Origin of the sequence: Mesorhizobium sp. M8A.F.Ca.ET.208.01.1.1 (assembly GCF_004791315.1) — a bacterium.
Classification (GTDB): domain Bacteria; phylum Pseudomonadota; class Alphaproteobacteria; order Rhizobiales; family Rhizobiaceae; genus Mesorhizobium.
Genome location: NZ_SRUT01000002.1, coordinates 513,885 through 530,781 on the forward strand (window position 1 = coordinate 513,885; position 16,897 = coordinate 530,781).

Sequence of the window (16,897 nt, forward strand, 5' to 3'; positions counted from 1 at the left end):
GATGCTGCGATTTTAATTCAAATTTTACCGTACTTGCCGGCTTTGCTTGCCTCAGGGGCGTGATGGGGGAACCATTCCCTTGCTGGAGGAGTTTCGGAGCCGACGCAGGATTTTTGAGATGATGACCCGCAAAAAGCTTGAAAAGGGCGAAAGGCTCGCCGCGGAGGTCCGGCGCCAGCTCGGCGCCGAGACGATGGCGCGCTTTCTGCGCACCTTGCCAGCCTTCCACACGGAGACCGACATCCCCGATCGTTTCAGGCAATTGCTCGACCGCCTTGACCGGGTCGAGAATGGCGACGCCTGGCGGCGGCAGTAGGCGCCTCGTCCGGCCTTACGCGACAATTACGCACAGTAACTTTACGTGAAGGCCGGCTTGCGGCGGCGGCGCACCCTGCCTATGCTTCCTGATGAACATGATTTCCCCCGAAATGGCGGCCAGTAGCAAGCGCGCCTGGCTCAAGATTCTGGCACGCTACAAGAAGCCCGACAGGCGGCGCAGCGCACTCGAACTCGCCATTACCCTCATTCCTTTCGCCTCGCTGTGGGCTCTGTCTTCCGCCGCCTATGCCTACGGCCATTGGTGGGGGCTGATCCTCATCCTGCCCGCGGCAGGGTTCCTGGTGCGGATCTTCATGATCCAGCACGATTGCGGCCATGGCTCGTTCTTCGCCAATCGCATTGCCGACGACTGGATCGGCCGAGCGCTCGGTGTCCTGACGCTGACGCCCTACGATTGCTGGCGGCGTGCCCACGCCGTGCATCATGCCAGCGCCGGCAATCTCGATGAGCGCGGCATGGGTGACATCAGGACGTTGACCGTCGCCGAGTACCGGCGCCTGTCCTGGCGCGGGCGCCTGGCCTATCGCCTCTATCGCCATCCGCTGGTGATGTTCGGGCTCGGGCCGATCTGGTTGTTCATCTTCTCGCAAAGACTGCCCATCGGCATGATGCGCGGCGGCTTTACGCCCTGGGTGTCGTCGATGACCACCAATCTCGCCATTGCGCTTGCGGCGGCATTGCTTATCTGGGCCGTCGGTCCCCGCGCGTTCCTGATCGTCCATCTGCCGATCGTCATTCTCGCCGGTTCGGCCGGCATCTGGTTGTTCTACGTCCAGCATCAGTTCGAGGAGACCGAATGGGCGAAGGACGAGGAATGGCAGTTCCAGCACGCAGCCCTGCACGGCTCGTCCTACTACGACCTGCCGCCGCTGCTGAACTGGTTCACCGGCAATATCGGCGTCCACCACGTCCACCACCTCTCCGCCAAGGTGCCCGGCTACCGGTTGCAGGAAGTGCTGCGTGATTATCCGGAACTGCGCGGTATCGGCCGCGTCACGCTGCTCGACAGCCTGCGCTGCGTCAAACTGGCCTTGTGGGACGAAAGCCGCAGCAAGCTGATATCGTTCCGAGAGGCACACGCGGCGCTGTAGCGCTTGTCTTGCTCCCCATCACTTGTCTTGCTCCCCATCAACGGAGAGGTGAAGTGTGGTCCGCGCAGCGGACGAAAAGCCAATTGCCTGGCTTTTCGAACAATGCCCAAGGGCCGCATGAGGAAGCTGCGCAAAGCTTTCCAACCTGAGTTGAAAGCGTAGAAGAGCAGCCGGTTCTCAGAGCCTCAGGCCGCCTGCCGCTCGTCGCGCATCAGGATCTCGCCATGGCGGATCTCCGTGCCCAGCACCTTCAGGCATTCGCGAATGAAATTGGACAGGCCCGGCCAGCCCTTGGCAGATACGAGATTGCCGTCGACATGGGCTCCGTTCGGCGCGACGTCGATATAGATACCGCCGGCCAGCGTCACTTCCGGCTCGCAATAGTGAAGCGCCGCCACTTCCCTGCCCCGCACCACGCCGTCGACCGCGATCAGGATCTGCACGCCGTGGCAGATGGTGAAGATCGGCTTGCCGGTCTCATGGAAGTGCCGCACCAGCGCCTGCACGCGCTTGTCGATGCGGATGTATTCGGGACCGCGCCCGCCCGCCGCGTAGACGGCATCGTACTGGCCCGGATCCACCTCGGAAAACGTCTTGTTGAGGATGTAATCGTGGCCGAGCTTTTCGGTGTAGGTCTGGTGGCCCTCGAAATCGTGCAGCGATGTCTTCAACACATCGCCCGCCTTCTTGTCCGGGCACACGACATGCACGGTGTGGCCGACGGCATGCATGGCCTGCTCAAAGACGAAAATCTCATATTCCTCGCTGAACTCGCCAACGAGCATCAATATTTTCTTACCAGCCATTCCCGGTTCCTCCCTTTGTGGCCATTTATTTCGGATGACGAAATAATCGACTTATCCTAAGGGCAGGACGGTGAAAGGGGAAGCGGAAATCGCCCTATTGGTAAGACCAGTTTTCGGAGACGGGCACGATCATCAGCAAATTCGAGTCGTTAAAAAGGCCAAAATGGAATCATTGGTTCGACCAGACTACGGTCAGGCAACCGCCTTGATCATGTCCGCGGCCTTCTCGGCGATCATGATGGTCGGCGCATTGGTGTTGCCGCCGATCAGCCTCGGCATCACCGAGGCGTCGACGACGCGCAAGGCTTGCATGCCGTGGACACGCAGTTCCGGATCAACCACCGCCATATCGTCGATGCCCATCTTGCAGGTGCCGGCCGGGTGATAAATCGTGTCGGCGCGGGCACGGATATGGGACATAAGCTCCGCGTCGCTCGACACGCCGGCAGTGTAGATTTCCTTGTGGCGGTATTTGGCCAGTGCCGGCGCCTCCAGGACACCGCGCATCATTCGAACACCCCTCAGCAGAAGCTCGCCGTCACGTTCGTCCGATAGAAAGCGCGGGTCGATGCGCGGTGCCGCCAGCGGATCCGCGCTCGACAGCCCGACCTCGCCCCGCGAATATGGCCGCAGCACGCAGACGTGGCAGGAAAAGCCGTAACCCATATGCAGCTTGCGGCCGTGATCGTCGACGATGGCGATGCAGAAATGCAGTTGCAGGTCGGGCCGGTCGATCGCTGGGTCGGATTTGAGGAAGGCGCCGCCTTCCGCGTAGGGCGTAGCGATCATGCCGCCGCCATCCCTGCGCCAGCGCAGCATATGCCGCAGCAGGCCAGGCAGACCGCGCACACCGATGCCCATCATGTCGGCGTCCTTCGACGTCCAGCCCAGGATGAAATCGAGATGATCCTGCAGGTTCTTGCCCACTCCGGGCAGTTCGTGAGCAACCGGAATACCGTGCACGGCAAGTTCGGCGGCGGGGCCAATGCCCGATAGCAACAGCAGTTGCGGCGAACCGAAAGCGCCGCCGCAGACAATGACCTCGCGCCAGGCTTGTGCAATCGCTTCGCTGTTGCCCTTGCGATAGCGAATGCCGGTCGACCGCTTGCCGTCAAGCACGATGCCCGTGGCTTGTGCTCCGGTGATGACGGTAAGGTTGGGCCGGCTCATGACCGGATGCAGATATGCGGCAGCCGCCGAGCATCGTTCGCCATTGCGGCGCTCGTCCCAGAATTGCGTTACCTGATAGAGCCCCGCCCCTTCCTGCTCCGGTCCGTTGAAATCGTCGTTGCGGCGTATCTGGTTTTCGCCGCAGGCCTCGACAAAGGCCCTTGAGAGCGCACGCGGCTCCTGCTGTTCGCCGACCCGCAGCGGTCCTTCGCTGCCATGTAGTGCGTCTGCACCGCGCTGATTGCCTTCGGCGCGCCGGAAATAGGGCAGCACGTCGTCCCACGACCAGCCCTGGCAGCCGAGATCGGCCCATTCGTCATAGTCGCCACGGTGCCCGCGCGTGTAAAGCATGGCGTTGATGGCACTGGAGCCGCCGAGCGTCTTGCCGCGCGGCTGGTAACCCTTGCGGCCGCCAAGCCCAGTCTGCGGCACCGTCTCGAACGCCCAGTTGTTGATCTTCGGCCGGCCCGGCAGCAGCGCGATGACGCCGGCGGGTGCGCGGATCAGCAGATCCTTGCCGGCTCCTCCCGCCTCGATCAGGCAAACTGTTTTCGAGGTATCTTCGGAGAGCCGCGCGGCAAGCGTGCAGCCGGCGGACCCGCCACCGGCGATGACATAGTCGTAGCGCATGAGACCCCTCCCAGATCGTCAGGCGGATATTTCTATCCGGACGATCAGAGAAGGCCCGATCGCGGGCGATGTAAAGACGCGTGGACCTACCGCCGCGTCAGTTGCCGCGGGCCCGCCGCCAGGAATATCTCGGACCCTTGGGCTCCGATATGGCGGCCGGCTGGTAGTAAAGCCCCAGGCCGCCGGTCCGGCCTTCCTCCAGCCGCTTCAACAGCACCGGATTCGAGATCTCGAACTCGTCGAAACCAAGCCGCAGCATATGCGGCAACGGGTCGACCAGGATCTGCCCGGTGGCACGCAGCGCGCCCGTGAAATGATAGCGGTTGCGCAGCAGTTCGCCCTTGGTGAAAGACCGGCCGTCGCCGAAAGCCGGGAAGGCCAGCGCCACCAGCGACAGCTGGTCGAGCAGGTCGGCGATCTTCTCGAGTTGATCGCCGGGCTGCAGCATGACGCCAAGCCGCTCCTTTGCCGAGCGGCGCACCTCCGGGTCAAGATCGAGGAATGCCTGCAACGGCAGGATGAAGCGGCCATTGCCTGCCAGCGCGTCGGCGCTTTCGGCATGGGTCCACTCGTCCTCGCGAAACCCTTCAGGGGTCCAGAGCCGGGTCTCCGGTGTCGTCGGTTCAGTCATCAAAATTCCTAAAAATTCAAAGAGCTCAAGGGTGTGCTGAAATTCAGGTCAGGCCGCTTCGAAAACGGCTGCTTCCGAGAACCGGAGCGGAGCGTACTTGAAGTACGTGAGCCCCGGAAGCGCAGGAAGCTGCCGTTTGCAGGCCGGCCTCACCTGAATTGCAACATACCCTATAGTGATGCGTCGGTCAGCGACACTTCCAGTCCCGACAGGTGAATGCCGCACTCGGTCTTGGCGTGACCGGCCCAGCGGCCGCTGCGCGCGTCCTCGCCCGGCTGCACCGGCTGCGTGCACGGAAAGCAGCCGATCGACAGATAGCCATAGGCGACCAGTGGATTTTCGCGCAGCGCATGCGAACGCATGTAGTCGGCCTGATCCGACGTCGTCCAGTGCGCCAGCGGATTGATGCGGATGCGCGGGCCGACCGCCTCGAACACCGGAAGTGCGGCCCGTGTCGAGGCCTGGAAGCGCTTGCGACCTGTGAACCAGGCACGGAAGGGGGCGACGCCACGTGCCAGCGGCTCGACCTTGCGCACGTCGCAGCAGGCATCGGTGTTGTTCTGATGCAGATTGCCGGTCGGGTCGATCCGTTCGAGCGCCGCCTCGTCGGGCTTGATCACCCGGATGTTGGTCAGCCCGAAATCGGCGACCAGCGCGTCGCGATAGCCGAGCGTCTCCTCGAAATGCTTGCCGGTATCGAGGAAGATGACCGGTAGCGTGCGGTCGATCTCCGCGATCATGTGCAGCAGCACCGCCGAATCCGCGCCGAACGAAGACACGGCGGCGATCTCGTCGTGGAACAGGTCCCTGGCCGCACGTTCGATGATCTCAAGCGGCTTCAAATGGCCATAGAGCGCATCGAGGCCCGCCGCCTTGGCGGCGGCGCCGTCCTCGACGTCGGCAATACGGTCAAGCGGCCTTGGCTTCGCCAGCATAGAGCGCCTCCTTGAACGGCGCGGGACCGACACGGCGGTAGGCGTCGATGAATATTTCCTGTGGGTTGAGCCGAAGGCCGAGATAGGTATCGACGATCGTCTCGATGGCGTCGGTGATCTCTTCCGACGAGAAGCCGCGGCCGATGATCTCGCCGACGGAGGTGTTTTCGTCGGCCGAACCGCCGAGCGTCACCTGGTAGAGCTCGGAGCCTTTCTTCTCGACACCGAGGATGCCGATATGGCCGACATGGTGGTGGCCGCAGGCATTGATGCAGCCGGAGATCTTGAGCTTCAATTCGCCGATCTCGCGCTGCCGCTCCAGCGAGGCGAAGCGTTGCGAGATTTCCTGCGCGATCGGGATCGAACGCGCCGTCGCCAGCGCGCAATAATCGAGGCCCGGGCACGAGATGATGTCCGAGATCAGGTTGGAATTGGCCGTTGCCAGCCCGATGTCGACCAGCGCGTCATAGACGGCCTTCAGGTCGGCGCGCGCCACATGCGGCAGGATCAGGTTCTGCTCGTGGCTGACGCGCAACTCGTCGAAGGCGTATCTTTCGGCGATATCGGCGACGGCTTCCATCTGGCTGTCCGATGCGTCGCCCGGTACCTCGCCGATGCCCTTGAGCGAAATCGTCACCGCGGCATAATCGGGATGGCGGTGCGTCACCACGTTCTGGTCGAGCCAGTCCGAGAAGCCCTTGGAATCCAACCGCGCGAGCTTGACGGCCTCGTCGCCTTCCGGACGTCCGGCCAGCGCCGGCGGCGCGAAATAGGCCTCGATGGCGCGGATGTCCGCCTCAGGCAGCTTCAGCTCCGCGTCCTTCAACTCCTGCCACTCGGCCTCGACCTGGCGGGTGATTTCCTCGGCGCCGGTCTCGTGCACCAGGATCTTGATGCGCGCCTTGTACTTGTTGTCGCGGCGGCCATAGAGGTTGTAAACGCGCAGGATCGCCGTGCAGTAGGACAGAAGATCGGCTTCCGGAAGGAAGTCGCGGATCTTGCGCGCCACCATCGGCGTGCGGCCCTGGCCACCGCCGACATAGACGGCGAAGCCGAGTTCGCCGGCGGCGTTCTTCTTCAGGTGCAGGCCGATGTCATGCGTCTGGATGGCGGCGCGGTCACGCTCGGCTCCCGTCACCGCGATCTTGAACTTACGCGGCAGGAACGAGAATTCCGGATGCACCGACGACCACTGCCGCAGGATTTCCGCATAGGGGCGCGGATCGGCAACCTCGTCGGCGGCAGCGCCGGCAAAATGGTCCGCGGTGACATTGCGGATGCAGTTGCCACTGGTCTGGATGGCGTGCATCTCGACGCTGGCCAGGTCCGCCAGGATCGCCGGAATGTCCGACAGCGCCGGCCAGTTGAACTGGATGTTCTGGCGCGTGGTGAAATGGCCGTAGCCCTTGTCGTATTTGCGGGCGATGTGGCCGAGCATGCGCAACTGCTTGCCGTTCAGCGTGCCGTAGGGCACGGCGATGCGAAGCATATAGGCGTGCAGCTGCAGGTAAACGCCGTTCATCAGCCTGAGCGGCCGGAACTGGTCCTCGGTGATCTCGCCGGACAGCCGGCGCTGGACCTGGTCGCTGAACTCGGCGACGCGGGCCTGGACAAAATCGTGGTCGAACTCATCGTAACGGTACATGCTTCGTCTTTCAGGGCGCGTCCGCCCACTTTCACTTTCAGTCTGGCTTACGCCGCCCGTATAGCCTGCTTGCCGAGATCGCCACGAATAGTGGGACCGGCGGCGCGGATCTTCTCGCGCAACCGCACCGGCTCGACGACGCCGTCGACGACTTCCGCGTCGATCAGATTGACGTCGACCACTTCATTGTCGGCATAGGCCTTGGCGCCGATCGCCTCCAGCCGATCCTCGGCCGCCTTGTCATGGGCAAGGTCTGCATGGTCCACCGTCTCGACCCAGCCGCCATCGGCGTACCAGACGGCGATGCCGTCGCCGAGGCGATTGGCGGTCAGTATCTTCATGGCTGAACTCCCTCGGTGGCCGCTACGGGCGCATGCCTGTGAGCCGCGAGCGGCTCGGACCGCTCGAAATTGGCCCCGGCGACAGCGTCGCCGATGATGGTCATGACCGGTCCCGACAGATCGGCGCGCGCTTCCAGCGACGGCAGGTCGGCGAGTGTGCCGTGGAAGCGTCGGCGATTGGTCAGGCTGGCATTCTCGACCACGGCGACCGCCGTGTCCGGCGATAGGCCGGCCTCGATCAGCCGGCCGGCAACTTCGGCCGCGACCGAGCGGCCCATATAGACGGCGACGGTAGCACCGGAAATGGCGAGCTTGGCCCAGTCTGGCAATGAATTGCCCTTGAGATCGTGGCCGGTGGTGAACACCATCGAGGAGGAAACGCCGCGCAGCGTCAGCGGCAGCTCGAAATCGGCGGCAGCGGCGAAGGCCGCGGTGACACCCGGAACCACCTCATAGGCGATGCCGGCATCGCGCAGCGCCGCCATCTCCTCGCCGGCGCGCCCGAACACCAGCGGATCACCCGACTTCAGCCGCACGACGCGCTTGCCCGCACGGCCGAGCTCCACCAGCAATGCATTGATTTCGGCCTGGCTCTTGGTGTGGCAGCCCTTGCGCTTTCCCACCGGCAGACGCTCGGCATCGCGGCGCCCCATGGCGACGACCGCCTCCGGCACCAGCGCGTCATGGACGATGACGTCGGCTTCCATCAGGAGACGATGCGCCCGCAGGGTCAGGAGATCCTCGGCGCCGGGACCGGCGCCCACCAGGGCGATGTGGCCGCGAACGGGCGCGTCGGACGTCAGCAGATCGGCGGCGGCTTCGCGCGCCCGCGAAAATTCGCCAGCCTCGACCGCGCGCGCCGGCGCTCCACCGAAGAAGTCGCTCCAGAAACGGCGACGTATATTGCCCCTGGGCAATCTCTCGGCGGCATTGCGGAACGAGGCGGCAAGCGCCGCCAGCGCGCCAAGCGACGGCGACAGCATGCGGTCGATGCGGCCGCGCAGCATCTGCGCCAGCACCGGGCCTGCGCCTTCGGTGCCGATGGCAATGGCGACCGGCGCGCGGTTGACCAGCGCAGGCGTGAAGAAATCGCAGAGGTCCGGCCGATCGACCGCATTGACCGGAATGCCCAGCCGGCGCGCGTCGGCGGCCACGCGACGATCGAGCGTCTCGTCGCCGCTGGCGGCAAACACCATCACGGCGCCTTCGAGCCGTGAGGCGTCATACCCGGCGGCCACATGGTTCGCGCCGGTCTCGGCGATGAAGGCCAACAGCTCCGGTTCGGCATTTGCGGCGATGATGTACAGAACCGCGCTCGACTGGGCGATCAGCCGCGCCTTGGCCAGCGCCTGCTCGCCGCCGCCGACAATGGCCACGGCTTCGCCCTCGACCCGCACGAAGACGGGAAAGGCATTGAGCTTGGTGGTGGCTTGCGGCATCAGAAAAGCAATCCGGGAACAGTTTCGCAGTTTTACGCCCAGGCATAAAAAAGCAGAAGCAAAGCACTCGCTCATCCGGTGATGGCAGGCAATCGCTTTTTCGCAACCGCGAAGAGCAGGAGAAAAATATTCCACGCCCATGCCCTGAGCACACCGGGGCCGTCGAAACAGGCCTTGATTTCAGGCACTTTTAGCTGCCGGCGACTTATCTCGCAAAATAGTTTTTTCTAAATTCTACCAATTCAGTAGATTAAAGTCGTGCAGAGGCGATTTCATGTTCGCCGCCCGTCTTCGCGACCGCTCGGTCCGCCGTTTCAGTTGGAACGTGACCGGCCAGAACGCGTTCCCGGAATAGCCACCACTCAACGAGGAGCGTTTTCATGAACACGATCAATTTGAAGCATGGCATTTGGGTTCTGGTGGCCGACGGTGAAAAGGCGCTCCTGCTCAAGAATGCCGGCGACACCAAATTTCCCAACCTTGAAGTGGTGCAGGTGATGGAACAGGAAAACCCGCCCACCCGCGAACAGGGAAGCGACAGCCCGGGCCGATACAATGATGGCCCATCCGTACACCGCAGCGCGGTCGAGGAGACCGACTGGCACCGTATCGGCAAGGAACGCTTCGCCCAGGAGATTGCCGCCCGGCTCTACAAGCTTGCCCATGACGGCGAGTTCGACAGCATCGTGCTTGTCGCCCCACCGGTGGTGCTCGGTGCCATGCGCAAGAAGCTGCATAAGGAGGTTGGTGACAAGGTGACGGCCGAGATCCCGAAGACCATGACAAATCACGGCATCTCCGAGATCGAGGCCTTGCTGCAGGCAGCCTGATCGCCGGCAACAGGACGAATACCATCGCGAGCTGGAACAAATCGGCGGCATCCGTTCGCCGGTCCGGCATTTTGTCGCCGCGGCGTCGCTTTTCGTACCCTTGCGGGTTGCATCATCGTTACCGCTTCCACCATATTGCAAGCCAGGCGACGGCTTCGGGCGGCGCATATCCGACATCGCTAGCTTGAAAGGCGCTCCATAGACAATGCCGCATGACACGCCCCTTATCGCCACCATCGTCGCCGGTCTGGGGCTGGCTTTCGTCTTCGGCGCTCTCGCCAATCGTTTCCGCATTCCGCCACTGGTCGGCTATCTCGTAGCCGGCGTGCTGGTCGGGCCGAACACGCCCGGTTTCGTCGCCGACGCCGGGCTTGCCAACGAATTGGCCGAAATCGGCGTCATCCTCCTGATGTTCGGCGTTGGCCTGCATTTTTCGCTCAAGGACCTGCTGTCGGTCCGCGCCATCGCCGTGCCTGGCGCCATCGTCCAGATCGGCTTTGCCACCGCACTCGGCGCCGGGCTGTCCTGGATGCTCGGCTGGTCGATGGGCGCGGGCCTGGTGTTCGGCCTGGCGCTGTCGGTCGCCTCGACCGTGGTGCTGCTGCGCGCACTTCAGGAACGCCGGCTGATCGAGACCGAGCGCGGCCGCATCGCCGTCGGCTGGCTGATCGTCGAGGACCTGGCCATGGTGCTGGCGCTGGTGCTGCTGCCGGCGCTTGCCGGCGTGCTCGGCGGCCAGGAACAGGCCGATGCCCATTCGAGCGGCCTGCTGACGCTGCCGGCCAGCTATGGCATCTGGGGTGTCGTCGGCATCACGCTGGCCAAGGTTGCCGCCTTCGTCGTCGTCATGCTGGTGGTCGGCCGCCGGGTCATTCCGTGGATCCTGCACTACGTCGCCCATACCGGGTCGCGCGAGCTGTTCCGTCTCTCGGTGCTCGCCATTGCCCTCGGCGTCGCCTTCGGCGCGGCAAAATTGTTCGGCGTCTCGCTGGCGCTGGGCGCCTTCTTCGCCGGCATGATCATGAGCGAATCCGAGCTCAGCCACCGAGCGGCGGAAGAATCGCTGCCGCTGCGCGATGCCTTCTCGGTGCTGTTCTTCGTCTCCGTCGGCATGCTGTTCGACCCGTTCAGCCTGATCAGCAACGGCCTGCCGATCCTGGCGACGCTGGCCATCATCGTCATCGGCAAGTCGCTGGCGGCGTTCGTCATCGTCGTCGCCTTCGGCTATCCCCTGGCCACGGCCTTGATGATTTCGGCCAGCCTTGCCCAGATCGGCGAATTCTCCTTCATCCTGGCCGAACTCGGCGTCGGGCTGAAACTTCTGCCCGAACAGGGCCGCGACCTCATCCTTGCGGGGGCCATCCTGTCGATCGTGCTCAACCCGCTGATGTTCCTGGTCATCGACTGGATGAAGCCTTGGCTGGAGGCCCGCGCCACCAGGACGGCACCGCCGGTGGACGCCAAGCCGGTTGGTCCGGCGACGGAACCGGGTCAGGTGGCCTCCGTTGCCGCAATGGCGAAAGCCGAAGACGGTCCGCCGCCGAAGACGAGCCTCACCAACCACACAATCCTGATCGGCTACGGACGGGTCGGCGGCCTTGTTGGTGCCGCACTGAAACAAGCCTCCCTGCCCTTCCTCGCCATCGAGGATGCCGACAAGACGCTGGCCAGACTGAAAGCCGACGGCATCGAAACCATCGCCGGCAATGCCGCCAATGCCGAAGTGTTCGCCGCCGCCAATCCTGAAGGTGCAAAGCGGTTGATCCTTGCCATCCCCAATGCCTTCGAGGCCGGCCAGATCGTGCTGCGGGCACGCACCGCCAATCCCAACATCAACGTCGTCGCCCGCGCCCATTCCGATGCCGAGGTCGAGCATCTGAAGGGATTAGGCGCCGACACGGTGATCATGGGCGAACGCGAGATCGCGCGCGGCATTGTCGAAGAGGTGCTTGGCCACAAGCCGCGGGCCGCTGAACCGTCCGCTGCCTGAACCGACGTGCCACAGGCGCGCTGATCATGCCACGAATGCCGAACCGCCGTTTTGCGCGACGCTGCCGAGGTATTTTGCCGGAGGCTTGCCAAGCGCCTTCTTGAACATGGTGATGAAGGCGGTGACCGAGCCATAGCCGAGATCGCCCGAGACCTGCTGCACACTCGCACCCGAGGCCAGCTCCCGAATGGCGACGATCAGGTGCAATTGCTGGCGCCAGCGCCCGAAGCTCAAGCCAGTCTCCTTGACGACGAGACGCGCCAGACTGCTTTCGCTGAGCGCAACGCGGCTGGCCCATTGTGCCAGCGTGCTGCGATCGGCGGGGTCCTGCGCCAACGCCTCGGCGATCCGCCTCAATCGCGGCTCGGCTGAAATCGGCAGATGCAGTTGCTGGACAGGCATGCGCGGCAGTTCGGCAAGCAGGGTCCTGGTCAGGAGGTCATCCCTTGCCTTGTCGTCCTGCACGCTGTCGGACAGCTCGACGATCAGTTCGCGCAGCAGCGGCGAAATTGAAAGCGTGCAGCACCGGTCCGGCAATTCGGCGGCTCCCGGCTCGATATAGACGAAGAAGATCCGGGCATTGGCCGTCGCGATGTTGCTGTGCTCCATGGAACCGGGGATCCATACCCCGCAATGCGGCGGCACCATCCACAGGCCGCTCGGAACGCGGCATGTGACGCCGCCTCCGAGCGCAAAGACGAGCTGGCCCTTGCGATGCCAATGAGCGGGAACCTCTGCACTGGGTTCGGTGACGTCGACACGAACGGCGATGGCTGGCGCCAGCACGTCATCGACATCGAAATTGAGCCATGGGTAGCGAAGAGGCTGTCTCATGATCGATTGCTTTTAGCGATTAAATGCCATGATAGCTAAATTCCTCGAGCTGCGAAGCCGGTAAGGTCCGGCGTCCAGCAAGAAGGGTGCGTAGCCATGCTCGCCTTAGTCATATCTTCCGACAGCGCCACGCGGCTCAGGCTGGCCGAGGTGGAAGAACCTCGGCCCCTCGCGGACGAAGCGCTCGTCTCCGTCCACGCAACCTCGTTGAACCGGGGTGAATTGCGCCTGCTCACCATCCGTCCGAACGGCTGGAGACCCGGCCAGGACATCGTTGGAATTGTCGAGCGCGCGGCCGCCGATGGCTCCGGGCCGGCTGCGGGCACCCGGGTCGCGGCCTTGGTCGACCAGGCCGGCTGGGCCGAACGGGTCGCCGTTTCAACCGACCGTCTCGCCGTCCTGCCGGATGAGGTCGGCTTCGTCTCGGCAGCCACGCTCCCCGTGGCGGGCACGACGGCGCTCAGGACTTTGCGCCATGGCGGTGACCTGGCCGGCCTACAGGTCCTGGTCACCGGTGCAAGCGGTGCCGTCGGTCGCTTCCAGATCCAGATCGCCCGCGAGCAGGGTGCTTCAGTGACCGCCATCGCCGCCGGCCGGCACCACGAGGATCTGCGTGGGCTGGGAGCCGAGCAGATCGTCGAGTCGATCGAGCAGGCCAAGGGGCCGTTTTCGCTGATCACCGAGTCGGTCGGCGGCAAAAGCCTCGCACATGCGATCGAACGCGTCGCGCCCGGTGGGACAATCGTCATCTTCGGTTCGAGCAGCGGCGAACTCACGCCGGTTGGATTCCGCCAGTTCGTTCCGGGTCACGAAGGGGCGAGGCTTCAGACGTTCGCCTACTACACGTCCGGTTCCGCCATCGGCGCTGACATCGCCGCGCTGCTCGCCCTGGTCGCCGCCGGACGGCTGGAAACCCGCGTGGCTATGACCGCGCGGTGGACGGAGATCGGACAAGCCCTGGACGCGCTGCGCCAGCGCAGCTTCAGCGGCAAGGCCGTTCTCACCCTGGCCGGATGAGCAGGCCTTGGCTCGACCAGTTCAAACGTGCTGGCCGCCATTGATGTGGATTTCCGAGCCGGACACATAGGAGGACTGGGCCGAGCACAGGAAGAAGATGATGTCGGCGACTTCCGCCGTGGTACCCAGGCGCCTGAGCGGGATGGTCTCGACGATCTTGTCCGTGCCCGGCGACAGGATCGCCGTGTCGATCTCGCCCGGTGCGATGGCGTTGACGCGGATGCCGTGCGGGCCGAAATCATGCGCCATCTCGCGCGTCAGCGAGCCAAGTGCGGCCTTCGACGTCGCGTAGGCGGTGCCGGCGAAGGGATGCACGCGGGTGCCGGCGATCGAGGTGACGTTGACGATCGAGCCTTTCGCGGCCGCCAGTTCCTTGAACAGGCCGCGCGCCAGCATGATCGGCGCGAAGAAATTGACCTGGAACACGTCGCGCCAGACATGCATCGGCGTGTCGATCGAGTTCATGCGGCTGTTGCCATCCCTGAGCTTGGGCGAAATCCCGGCATTGTTGACCAGCGCATTGAGCTGGCCGCCATGCGCTTCGAGCCGATGACGGATCTCCGACACGGCAATACCGACATCTTCCTGATCGGCGAGATCGACCTTGATGTGGTCCTCGGGACCGGCAGGCCACGGGCAATCCTCGGCGAAGGCCTGGCGCGAGCAGGTGATGACGCGCCAGCCCTCGCGCGAAAAGCGCTTGACCGTGGCATGGCCGATGCCTCGGCTGGCGCCGGTCAGCACGATGGTTTTTCTGGTGTCGAGTTCAGCCATGTCGCGGTCTCCGGCCGGAGGTGTAGCCGAACACCGTGGCGCTGGCGAGAGGCGGATTGACGCTCAGCCGCCACCGAGAATGTCGAGGATCGAGGTCCGCTTCTTCTTCAACGGACCGCCAACGCTGCCCGGAGGGACCGGATGCCCGACCGAGGCGGTCGTGCCATTGTCAGCCGGCATGTCAAAACCATCGGCATCGACGGTCTGGGCGGGTCGCGCCGCGCGGACCGGCGCTGGCCTGGCCGGTGCCGTCGCCTGCGCGATCGGCGCTTGCTGTCCGACCGAAGCCGACGGAACCGGTGCCGGCTGGTTGTTGTCGGCCGAGGGAATGTCGTCGGGCACAATGGTATCCGGCGGCGTCGACTTCCAGGTGCCGGGCAGCGGCCGCACCGGCACGCCCTCATGCGCCGCGACCATGAATTCGTGCCAGGCCTGCGCCGGCAGCGCGCCGCCGGTGACCTTCTTCATCGCCGTGCCGTCATCATTGCCGAACCACACGCCGGTGGTGAGATTGGCGGTGTAGCCGACGAACCAGGCGTCGCGCGAATTCTGGCTGGTGCCGGTCTTGCCGGCCGACGGCCAGGCGAAGGCCGCCTTCTTGGCGGTGCCGACCTCGACCGTACCGGTCATCATCGAGTTCATCATGCCGACGATCTCGGGCTTGATCACACGCGGCGCGCTGCCGCCGGCGCTGTCATAGAGCACCTTGCCGTCGGCTGTCGTCACGCGGCGGATGAAGTGGATGTCGGGCTTGTAGCCGCCATTGGCGAAGGGCACATAGGCCGAGGTCAGCTCCAGCGGCGTCACTTCCGAGGTGCCAAGCGCGATCGAGGTGTTGGCCAGCAGATCGGACTGGATGCCCATGCGGTGCGCGGCTTCCACCACCGCGTTCGGCCCGACCTCCATGGTCAGCTGCGCCGCCACCGAGTTCAGCGACTTGGCCAGCGCCGTCGCCAAGGTGACTTTGCCAAAGTACTTGCCGCCGTAATTGTCGGGCGTCCAGTTGCCGATCTTGATCGGCGCGTCGTTGCGCACGCTGTCGGGCGTACGGCCGGCCTCGAGCGCCGCCATGTAGACGAACGGCTTGAACGCCGAGCCAGGCTGCCGGCGCGCCTCGGAGGCGCGGTCGAACTGGCTGGTCGAATAGTCATAGCCGCCGACCATGGCGCGCACCGCGCCGGAATAGTCGATCGATACCAGCGCGCCCTGGGTGACGTTGAGCTTCTTGCCGCTGTCGTCGATCAGCCGGCGGATCGACTGTTCGGCAAGCTTCTGCAGGTTCAGGTCGACGGTGGAGTCGATGACGATATCGCCGCGCACGTCGCCGATCAGGTCGGGCAGTTCTTCCATGATGGTGTCGGCGACATAGTTTTCCGAGCCGGTCCAGTAGGACGGCGAGCGCGTCGCCGGCGCGCTCAGCGCCGTCTTCAGCTCCTTCTCGCTGATCTTGCCCTCCTCGCGCATGGCGGCGAGCACCAGTTGCGAGCGCTCCTCGGCGGCCTTGGGATCGCGCGCCGGCGACAGCCGCGAGGGCGCCTTCAGCAGGCCAGCCAGGAGTGCGGCTTCCGACAGGGTGACGTCGCGCGCGCTCTTGCCGAAATAACGCCGCGAGGCCGCCTCGACACCAAAGGCACCGGAGCCGAAATAGACCCGGTTGAGGTACATTTCGAGGATCTGGTCCTTGGTGTGTTTGTGCTCCAGCCACAGCGCCAGCAGCACTTCCTGCACCTTGCGTTCCAGCGTGCGGTCGGGCTTCAGGAACAGGTTCTTGGCCAATTGCTGCGTCAGCGTCGAACCACCTTGCGAGAAGTGCCCGCCGGCGAGATTGGTGACCATGGCGCGCGACAGGCCGATCGGATCGACGCCGAAATGCGAATAGAAACGGCGGTCCTCGATGGCGATCACCGCCTCGGGAATATAGGGCGACATTTCGTGCAGGCCGACCGCTTCGCCGCCACTCATGCCGCGATTGGCCAGCAGCTGCCCGTCGGCCGAGACGATCTTGATATTGGGCGCGCGGTCCGGGATCGACCAGGTCGTGGCCGCGGGCATCTTGGCGCCGTAGTAGACAACGACGCCCGCGACCGCGATGCCGCCCCATATGGCGAGCACGAAGCACCAGTAGACCAGCCGGCCGAGCACGCCGAACAGGCCGCGCCCGCTTCCACCGCGCCTCCCCCGGGCCGATTTCCCCTTCGATGATTTGCGTTTGGCGGAGGCTTTGCGGTTGCTCGGCACGACGCGGTCCTCCTCGCTCACCGAAAGACCCGTCTGGGATTTCGCCCGTGGCGGTCCCTCGAAGCTGGGCTCGATGCGGCTGTCTCTGCGGTTCGCCATGCGCTGCGCTGATATCCCCGGTGCCAATGGCGCTCGGGTTGAAGAGTAGATGCGGCGATTTAAGGGCGGGTTAAGCAGGCCTTCGGCC

15 protein-coding genes are annotated in these 16,897 nt (G+C 64.4%); 5 read left to right on the forward strand and 10 right to left on the reverse strand.

All coding sequences use genetic code 11. The features are described from left to right. Positions 1-118 precede the first annotated feature (118 nt). Together EN851_RS13000 and EN851_RS13005 are read left to right on the forward strand one after the other, a co-directional pair. Entirely contained in the window at positions 119-316 is a 198-nt protein-coding gene (locus EN851_RS13000; RefSeq protein WP_127280461.1) for a hypothetical protein, read from the forward strand. Positions 317-407: 91 nt separating this feature from the next. After that, entirely contained in the window at positions 408-1,430 is a 1,023-nt protein-coding gene (locus EN851_RS13005; protein WP_135929369.1) for a fatty acid desaturase, read from the forward strand. A 185-nt stretch (positions 1,431-1,615) separates the two neighbouring features. On the opposite strand, the gene EN851_RS13010 is transcribed toward EN851_RS13005, so the two are convergent. From EN851_RS13010 to cysG, 7 genes are all read right to left on the reverse strand, one after another. Then, positions 1,616-2,236 (reverse strand): DJ-1/PfpI family protein, encoded by a 621-nt coding sequence (locus tag EN851_RS13010; protein ID WP_127280673.1) that lies wholly within the window; start codon positions 2,234-2,236, stop codon positions 1,616-1,618. Between the two features lie 192 nt (positions 2,237-2,428). Next, positions 2,429-4,036, reverse strand: a complete 1,608-nt coding sequence (locus tag EN851_RS13015) for a GMC family oxidoreductase N-terminal domain-containing protein (RefSeq protein ID WP_135929370.1) — start codon at positions 4,034-4,036, stop codon at positions 2,429-2,431. Between the two features lie 97 nt (positions 4,037-4,133). Next, complete coding sequence (locus tag EN851_RS13020; protein WP_135929371.1) at positions 4,134-4,667, reverse strand: DUF934 domain-containing protein; 534 nt, start codon at positions 4,665-4,667, stop codon at positions 4,134-4,136. 170 nt (positions 4,668-4,837) lie between these two features. Continuing rightward, complete coding sequence (locus EN851_RS13025) at positions 4,838-5,602, reverse strand: phosphoadenylyl-sulfate reductase (RefSeq protein ID WP_135929372.1); 765 nt, start codon at positions 5,600-5,602, stop codon at positions 4,838-4,840. Continuing rightward, the gene (locus tag EN851_RS13030) at positions 5,577-7,247 is read right to left on the reverse strand and encodes a nitrite/sulfite reductase (RefSeq protein ID WP_127870008.1); all 1,671 of its coding nucleotides are present in this window, start codon (positions 7,245-7,247) and stop codon (positions 5,577-5,579) included. The genes EN851_RS13025 and EN851_RS13030 overlap by 26 nt, the downstream gene beginning before the upstream one ends. Before the next feature lie 47 nt (positions 7,248-7,294). Beyond that, positions 7,295-7,588 (reverse strand): DUF2849 domain-containing protein, encoded by a 294-nt coding sequence (locus tag EN851_RS13035; RefSeq protein WP_135929373.1) that lies wholly within the window; start codon positions 7,586-7,588, stop codon positions 7,295-7,297. Continuing rightward, positions 7,585-9,027 carry a siroheme synthase CysG gene (cysG, locus tag EN851_RS13040; RefSeq protein WP_135865768.1) on the reverse strand — a complete coding sequence of 481 codons (1,443 nt, stop codon included), beginning with the start codon at positions 9,025-9,027 and terminating at the stop codon, positions 7,585-7,587. The genes EN851_RS13035 and cysG overlap by 4 nt, the downstream gene beginning before the upstream one ends. 380 nt (positions 9,028-9,407) lie before the next feature. On the opposite strand from cysG, the gene EN851_RS13045 reads away from it, so the two are divergent. Both EN851_RS13045 and EN851_RS13050 read left to right on the forward strand, forming a co-directional pair. After that, positions 9,408-9,857, forward strand: a complete 450-nt coding sequence (locus tag EN851_RS13045) for a host attachment protein (RefSeq protein WP_135865771.1) — start codon at positions 9,408-9,410, stop codon at positions 9,855-9,857. Between the two features lie 205 nt (positions 9,858-10,062). Further along, positions 10,063-11,847: a cation:proton antiporter gene (locus tag EN851_RS13050; protein WP_127870011.1), complete on the forward strand. Its 1,785-nt coding sequence runs from the start codon at positions 10,063-10,065 to the stop codon at positions 11,845-11,847. A 24-nt stretch (positions 11,848-11,871) separates the two neighbouring features. Here EN851_RS13050 and EN851_RS13055 read toward each other — a convergent pair whose 3' ends face one another. Then, positions 11,872-12,681, reverse strand: coding sequence for a helix-turn-helix transcriptional regulator (locus EN851_RS13055; protein ID WP_135929374.1), 810 nt, complete (start codon positions 12,679-12,681; stop codon positions 11,872-11,874). A gap of 96 nt (positions 12,682-12,777) precedes the next feature. Here EN851_RS13055 and EN851_RS13060 point away from each other — a divergent pair, with 96 nt between their 5' ends. Continuing rightward, the gene (locus tag EN851_RS13060; RefSeq protein WP_127870013.1) at positions 12,778-13,698 is read left to right on the forward strand and encodes a zinc-binding dehydrogenase; all 921 of its coding nucleotides are present in this window, start codon (positions 12,778-12,780) and stop codon (positions 13,696-13,698) included. 21 nt (positions 13,699-13,719) lie between these two features. Here EN851_RS13060 and EN851_RS13065 read toward each other — a convergent pair whose 3' ends face one another. After that, positions 13,720-14,472, reverse strand: a complete 753-nt coding sequence (locus tag EN851_RS13065) for an SDR family oxidoreductase (RefSeq protein ID WP_127870014.1) — start codon at positions 14,470-14,472, stop codon at positions 13,720-13,722. 63 nt (positions 14,473-14,535) lie between these two features. Then, complete coding sequence (locus EN851_RS13070; RefSeq protein WP_135929375.1) at positions 14,536-16,809, reverse strand: transglycosylase domain-containing protein; 2,274 nt, start codon at positions 16,807-16,809, stop codon at positions 14,536-14,538. Positions 16,810-16,897: the final 88 nt, after the last annotated feature.